Below are 6,139 nucleotides of genomic sequence, written 5' to 3'. Positions count from 1 at the left end.
GGTGGAAGGGGATCGCGGTCGCCATGCCCTCGACCTGGAACTCCGCCAGCGCCCGCGCCGCGCGCTGGAGGGCCTGGGCGCGGGTGGCGCCGGTGACGATGAGCTTGGCCAGCAGGGAGTCCCACGCAGGGCCGATCACCGACCCGGACTCCACCCCCGCGTCCAGCCGCACCCCCGGCCCGGTGGGGGGCGCGAAGGTGGTGACGGTGCCCGGGGCGGGGAGGAAGCCCCGGCCGGGGTCCTCGCCGTTGATGCGGAACTCGAAGGAGTGGCCGCGCATCGGCGGGTCGTCGTAGCCGATCGGTTCGCCGTCGGCGATGCGGAACATCTCCCGGACCAGGTCGATGCCGGTGACCTCTTCGGTAACCGGGTGTTCGACCTGGAGGCGGGTGTTGACCTCCAGGAAGGAGATCGTGCCGTCCGTGCCCACCAGGAACTCCACCGTGCCGGCGCCGACGTAGCCGGCTTCCTTGAGGATGGCCTTGGAAGCACGGCGCAGTTCGGCGTTCTGCTCGTCGGTGAGGAAGGGGGCGGGGGCTTCTTCGACGAGTTTTTGGTGGCGGCGCTGGAGGGAGCAGTCGCGGGTGGAGACGACGACCACGTTGCCGTGGGTGTCCGCCAGGCACTGGGTCTCGACGTGGCGGGGCTTGTCGAGGTAGCGCTCGACGAAGCATTCGCCGCGGCCGAAGGCGGCGACGGCCTCGCGGACGGCGGAGTCGTAGAGTTCGGGGACTTCTTCCAGGGTGCGGGCGACTTTCAGGCCGCGGCCGCCGCCGCCGAAGGCGGCTTTGATGGCGATGGGGAGGCCGTGCTGCTGGGCGAAGGCGAGGACTTCGTCCGAGCCGGAGACGGGGTCGGGGGTGCCGGCGACCAGGGGGGCGCCGGCGCGCTGGGCGATGTGGCGGGCGGCGACCTTGTCCCCGAGGTCGCGGATCGCGGCGGGCGGGGGGCCGATCCAGGTCAGGCCGGCGTCCAGGACGGCCTGGGCGAAGTCGGCGTTCTCGGACAGGAAGCCGTAGCCGGGGTGGACGGCGTCGGCGCCGGATTCGGCGGCGGCGGCCAGGACCTTGGCCTGGTCGAGGTAGCTGGCCGCTGGTGTGTCACCGCCCAGCGCGTAGGCTTCGTCGGCCGCGCGCACATGCACCGCGTCCCGGTCCGGATCGGCATAGACCGCAACACTCGCGATCCCGGCATCCCGACAGGCACGGGCAACGCGGACCGCGATTTCGCCACGATTGGCGATGAGCACCTTTTTCATGCTCTCTCTTCCCTCTGTCAGAAGAACCGTCCGTCCCGGACGGTCGGTGGCTACCCCAGGGCCCGCTTGAGGAAATCCAGTACGACATTCGCGTATGCCTCGGGATCGGTCTCGAGGCCGAGCAGGTGTCCGGCGTTCGGCAGGACGTGCGTCTCGGCCTGGTCATAGCGCTCCGCGAGCGCGTCCACCGAGGAGGGCGGCACGATGTCGTCCCGCTCCCCCGACATGAACAGCAGCGGTATCTCGGCGAACTTCCCCGTCGTGGGCGGCGGCCACTGCGCGCGGACCATGGCGGGCCCCAGCGCGCACATGACCCCGGTGACCACCGACCGGGACGGCTCCCCGCTGAGCAGCCCCGGCAGCGGGAACATCCCGGCCTCCAGGGACTTGCGCAGCAGCGGGGGCACGTCGTGGCCGGGGCCGCTGTCGCAGACCAGCGCGTCCACGGAGAAGCCCTCGTGCGTCAGCGCCCACATGGAGGAGAAGCAGGAGAAGGTGAAGCCGTAGACGGCGATCCGGGCCGGGCCGTAGCCCAGGCTGCCGCGCAGATGGGAGACAACGGCGGTGATGTCGCTGGCGAACCGGTCGCCGAGGCCGAGCAGCGCCCGGTCGACGCTGCTGGCCCCGTGGTTGCGGTGGTCGAACAGGCAGACGGTGTAGCCCGCGTCGTGCAGGAACCTGGCGTGGCCGAGGCTGCGCGTCTTGTCCGTCCCCATGCTGTGCCCGAGGACCACCACCTTCCGCTCCGACCCGGGGCACAGCCAGGCGTGGATGTACTTCCGGGCGGCGAAGGGGATCCTCAGCTCCGTGCCGGGCAGCCCGTGGTCCCGCGGGGACTCGTGCGGCGCCCGGCGGCGCGGATGGAAGGCCCGGTACGCCAGCCAGGCCCCGTACAAGGGGGCCAGCGGCAGCGCCGCGACCGACAGGGCGCGGGATCTCAGCGCGGAGTTCCGTACCGGCTTCTGCCGTGGCTCGGGCATCTGCGTCCTCCGGGGAGGGGTGGGGTGTCCGTCGGGAGTCAGAGCTGTCTCGTCTCGGTTTCGTGTGCGATCCGGGTCGTGCGGGTCAGCCGCAGCCCCCGGCGTGGCCGTGGTCCGCGGAGCGGGCGGCGGCGAGGTCCGGGCCGGGCGGCGGCGGGGCCGGCGCGCCCCCGCGCGGCCCGGCGCGGACGGACTCGACGAACGCGGGCAGCCGGTCCACCCCCCAGAACCGGTCGTAGCCGTGGCGGAAGAACGGGACGCCGAACGCCCCGTCCCGGCCCAGGGCGAGCAGCGCCGCCAGCCCCCGCCCCTCGCGCAGCTCCCGGTCCCCGGCCGCCCCCGCCAGCCGGTCGGCCGGCAGCCCCAGCTCCTCCGCGACGCCGGTGATCACCGCCGGGTCGCAGATGTCGCGGCCCTCCTGCCAGCGGGCCCGGTAGACGCGCTCGATGTACCGCGGGCCGAGCCCGGCGTCCAGCGCCGGGAAGTACGCCAGGTGGGGCACCTCCCACACCGGGTCCTGGTCCACCGGCCAGCGGATGTCCAGCCCGCGGGCGCGGGCGAGGCGCCGTACGTCCTGGAGGATGTAGAGGTGCTTCTCCCGGGACATGGGGGTGTACGGGAAGGTCTCGCCGTGCTCGTTCATCAGGCGCTCGCCGTCCGCGTCCGGTTCCCACCACGGGCGCCATTCCACCGCCTGCGCGACATCCGGATAGCGGTCCATCAGATCACGGTAGGCGATCCAGCTGTACGGACTGCGGAAATTGAAATAGAAGCGTGCCACCCTGCCGCGCTCCCGGGCCATCGCCGGTCCCCCTTTCCGTTCCCGTCCGGCTTTTCCCTCCGGCCGGCTCAGATGACGATGCCGCCGTCGATCTCGAACACCGCTCCCGTCACATACTCCGCCCCGACCAGGAAGGCCACCATGTCGGCGACCTCCTCCGGGCGGCCGAAGCGGCCGAGCGGAATGCTTCCCGACATCTGCTTCCGCACGCTCTCCGACAGCGTGGCGGTCATGTCGGTGTCGATGAATCCGGGCGCCACCGCATTGGCCCGGATGCCGTAGCGGCCGACCTCCTTGGCGAGCGACTTGGTGAATCCGATGATCCCCGCCTTGGACGCCGCGTAATTGCTCTGCGTGGCGTGTCCGTGGACTCCGGCCACCGACGAGATGTTCACGATGCAGCCGGTTTTGCGCTTCATCATCCCGAAGACCACCGAGCGGCACAGGTGGAACGTGCCGTCCAGGTTGACGTCCATCACCTGCCGCCACTCCTCGTCCTTCATCAGCAGCAGCGGATTGTCCCGGGTGATGCCCGCCGAGGTGACCGCGACGTCGATGGGGCCCAGCCGCTCCTCGGTGAAGGCGACCAGCTCACGCACCGAGTCGGCGTCGGAGACGTCCGCCCGCCTGCCGACGACCCGCCCGCCGCCGAGCTGCTCCGCCTCCCTCTCCAGGGCGTGCGCGGCGTCGGGGCCGGACCGGTAGCAGAACGCGACGTCGAAGCCGTCCCGGGCCAGCCGCAGCACGGTGGCGCGGCCGATGCCGCGCGAGCCACCGGAGACCAGGGCGACGCGGTTCACGGGGTCGGTCATCCGGTCACTCACCTCCGGTAGGGGTCGCGGCCGTCAGGTCGGCGGCCGGACGCGTCGTCATCACCATGCGGCCGACCGTCAGGACGGCCTCGCCCCCGGCCCGGCTCTCGCCCTCGAAGACGAAGGTGTCGCCCACCCGGCGGGTCAGCCGTGCACGGTGTTCGACCAGGTCGCCGGGAACGACCGGGCGGGCCGGCCGGGCGTCGGTGATGCCGCCCAGGAGCATCACCTGGCCGCTGAGCACCTCCGGATTCGGCCGGTCGCGGGTCACCAGCACCGCGGCGACCTGGCACCACGACTCGACCAGGACCGTCCACGGGTAGTGGTGGTCCTGGTCGCCGGCCTTGTCCGGCAGCCCCTCGTACCAGGGCTCATTGCCGCTGACCGCCTTCCAGCCGGTCGCCCGCTCGCCCGGCACCAGCTCGGTGACCCGGTCGACCAGCAGCATCGGATAGCGGTGCGGCAGCAGCCGCTTGAGCGCGCTCGCCGTGATCGCCACCCGGTGTGCCGGATCCCCGGGCGGGGCCGAAGGCTCACCGGGGGCCTGGAAGCCTCTGGGGGCCTCGGGGGCCGGCCGTGGCCCGCCGTCGCGGGCGTAGCGCAGCCGTACGAGCGCGGCGGGCCCGCGCCGGGTGGCCGCGGCCACCCGGCAGCGCCAGGCCCCGTCCTCGCGCGACCAGGTGATCTCGCAGGTCAGCAGGTCGCCGGGGAGGACAGGGCCGGTGAACCGGGAGGACTCGACGGCCATCAGCGCCCAGGCCTCGCCCGGTTCGGGGAGGGTGGCCAGGGCGCCGCGGTGGGCGCACTCCACGACACACATGCCGGGGAGGACCGGGAAGCCGGGGAAGTGCCCGGCGAACACCCGTTCCGTGGCGTCGATGCGGACCGCGGTCCGGGCCGGGCGCTTGCCCGGGGATCCGGGGTCGACGACCTCGACCGCGCCGTCGACCGGGCCGCACGCCGTCGCCGTCACCTCATTTCCCCAGCTTCGAGGCCAGCAGGTCATGGACGTTCCGCAGGCAGGTGATCTCCTTCATCTCCTGCTCCCGCAGCTTCACGGAGTACTTCTTCTCCAGGACGACCATGACCTCCAGGGCCATGAGCGAGTCGACGCCCAGCTCCTTGACGAAGTCGGCGTCGTCGGTGACATCCTCCTCCTCGACGTCGAGGACGTCGGCGACGAAGGCGCGCAGCTCCTCCAGGTCCAGGGCGGCGGCGGTGTCGGCCATGCGGATTCTCCTCGCGGTTCTGAGCGTTCTGGGCGTTCTCGGCGTTCTGAAGCTTCTCGGCGTTCTCGGCGTTGTTCAGGGGGCTTCGGCGGTCAGCTTGGTGAGGGCGGCGGAGGAGTCGACCGGGACGGTCACCGCGCCCGCCGCGATGCGGCGGATCATCCCCGTCAGCTGGCGGCCGGGGCCGAGTTCCACGAACCGGGTGCAGCCCAGCTCCTCGGCCAGGGTGCGCACGCAAGCGTCCCAGCGGATGGGGCTGGTGAGCTGGCGCAGTTCCAGGTCCCGCCACCCGTCGCCGCCGGTGTGGGGGCGGGCGTCCACGTTGGCGACGACGGGCATGTGCTCGGCGGCGAACTCCACGGCGGCCAGCGCCGCCTTCAGCTCGGCCGCCGCGTCCGCCATGCGCGGGCTGTGGAAGGCGCCGCCGACCGCGAGCGGAATCACCTTGCCGCCGCTCTCCACGGCCGACTCGCCGAGCCGGGCCACGCCGTCGGCGGTGCCCGAGACCACGATGGCGCCGGGCGCGTTGATGTTCGCGACCCACAGCTCCTCGCCCGCCTCGCGGGTCCGCGCGGCCAGCTCCTCCACGGTCTCCTCGTCGAGGCGGACCACCGCGGCCATGGTGCCGGGCGACTTCTCGGCGCACGCGCGCATGGCCCGGCCACGGGCGGCGACCAGGCGGGCGGTGTCGGCGAGCGAGAGCGCCCCCGAGGCGTACAGCGCCGTGTACTCGCCCAGGCTGTGCCCCGCGCAGGCGGCCACCTCGCCCAGCACACCGGCGGCGGCCGCCTCGCGGTGGGCGAGCACCTCGGTGGTGAACACGGCGATCTGGGCCAGGTCGGTGCGGCGCAGTGTCTCGTCGTCGGCCTTCAGCAGCAGGTCCTCGACGTCGACGCCGGTGTACTCGGAGATCCCGGCGACCAGCGGCCAGGACTCGGTCTCGCGCCAGGCCTCGCCCATGCCCTGCTTCTGGGCACCCTGCCCGGGGAACACCAGCGCGCTGCGCGGCTCCGCCGGGTCGCCGTCCCGCTCCGGTTTCTCCATGGTCCCGTTCGTCATCTCAGCCAGCTCCTCATGGT

7 protein-coding genes are annotated in these 6,139 nt (G+C 72.7%); all 7 read right to left on the bottom strand.

Annotated features, from left to right (window positions below):
* Positions 1-1,258: acetyl-CoA carboxylase biotin carboxylase subunit (locus tag ABFY07_RS35260; RefSeq protein WP_346178407.1), on the bottom strand; the 1,258-nt coding region annotated here is incomplete at its 3' end.
* Positions 1,259-1,308: 50 nt separating this feature from the next.
* On the bottom strand, positions 1,309-2,238 hold the full coding sequence (locus ABFY07_RS35255) for an alpha/beta hydrolase (protein ID WP_346178406.1): 930 nt from the start codon (positions 2,236-2,238) through the stop codon (positions 1,309-1,311).
* Positions 2,239-2,323: 85 nt separating this feature from the next.
* Positions 2,324-3,040, bottom strand: coding sequence for a 2-hydroxychromene-2-carboxylate isomerase (locus ABFY07_RS35250; protein WP_346178405.1), 717 nt, complete (start codon positions 3,038-3,040; stop codon positions 2,324-2,326).
* Positions 3,041-3,087: 47 nt separating this feature from the next.
* Positions 3,088-3,831 (bottom strand): 3-oxoacyl-[acyl-carrier-protein] reductase, encoded by a 744-nt coding sequence (gene fabG / locus ABFY07_RS35245; RefSeq protein ID WP_346178404.1) that lies wholly within the window; start codon positions 3,829-3,831, stop codon positions 3,088-3,090.
* Positions 3,832-3,835: 4 nt separating this feature from the next.
* Entirely contained in the window at positions 3,836-4,804 is a 969-nt protein-coding gene (locus tag ABFY07_RS35240) for a 3-hydroxyacyl-ACP dehydratase FabZ family protein (RefSeq protein ID WP_346178403.1), read from the bottom strand.
* A 1-nt stretch (position 4,805) separates the two neighbouring features.
* A complete protein-coding gene (locus ABFY07_RS35235; protein ID WP_065959886.1) occupies positions 4,806-5,060 on the bottom strand; it encodes an acyl carrier protein in 255 nt (84 codons plus the stop codon).
* A 75-nt stretch (positions 5,061-5,135) separates the two neighbouring features.
* Positions 5,136-6,119 carry an ACP S-malonyltransferase gene (locus tag ABFY07_RS35230; protein WP_346178402.1) on the bottom strand — a complete coding sequence of 328 codons (984 nt, stop codon included), beginning with the start codon at positions 6,117-6,119 and terminating at the stop codon, positions 5,136-5,138.
* Positions 6,120-6,139: the final 20 nt, after the last annotated feature.

The organism is Streptomyces sparsogenes subsp. cuspidosporus, from assembly GCF_039532705.1.
GTDB classification, from domain to species: Bacteria; Actinomycetota; Actinomycetes; order Streptomycetales; family Streptomycetaceae; genus Streptomyces; species Streptomyces sparsogenes.
Note: the sequence above shows the minus strand (reverse complement) of the source record. Positions and strands in the feature narration are given on the sequence as shown.